The organism is Pseudoalteromonas sp. SG41-5 (assembly GCF_014164495.1).
In the GTDB taxonomy this organism is placed as follows: Bacteria; Pseudomonadota; Gammaproteobacteria; order Enterobacterales; family Alteromonadaceae; genus Pseudoalteromonas; species Pseudoalteromonas rhizosphaerae.
This window is the reverse complement of the sequence record NZ_JACJFH010000300.1, coordinates 1-386: the sequence shown is the minus strand read 5'-3', so window position 1 is coordinate 386 and position 386 is coordinate 1. Positions and strand designations below refer to the sequence as shown.

The 386-nt window shown below is 38.6% G+C and carries 1 pseudogene; it reads right to left on the bottom strand.

Annotation, left to right across the window (positions count from 1 at the left end):
• Positions 1–386, bottom strand: a pseudogene (locus tag H5232_RS23725) (hypothetical protein); the annotation flags it as partial.

Sequence of the window (386 nt, the reverse complement as noted above, 5' to 3'; positions counted from 1 at the left end):
ATGATGGTGGCGTTGCCTTGGCTATCGAGTTTAATTTCGCCGCCGGCGTTATGAATGATTAAATCGCCTTGCCCAGAGCCTGTGATGTTAATTGACTTACTGGTTTGTAAAAACGTTGAACCATTTGGTACGTTGAGCTTTAAATCACTGTTATTAGTCTTTAGTAAAATATCACTTTGCGCGTTTATTTTAACCGCACGCCCCGAAATTAATGACAGCTCTTGGTCAGCTTTTACATCGATTTTTTTACCTGTGAACGCGTTGTTGCCGGCACTTTGGTAATTGATATTGCCGTTGTTAGTTTGTTGTTTGAGTTCATTTTTAACATCAATAAATTGATTGTTCTTTATCACAAACTGTACATTGTTTTGCTCGGTTTCTAGGCA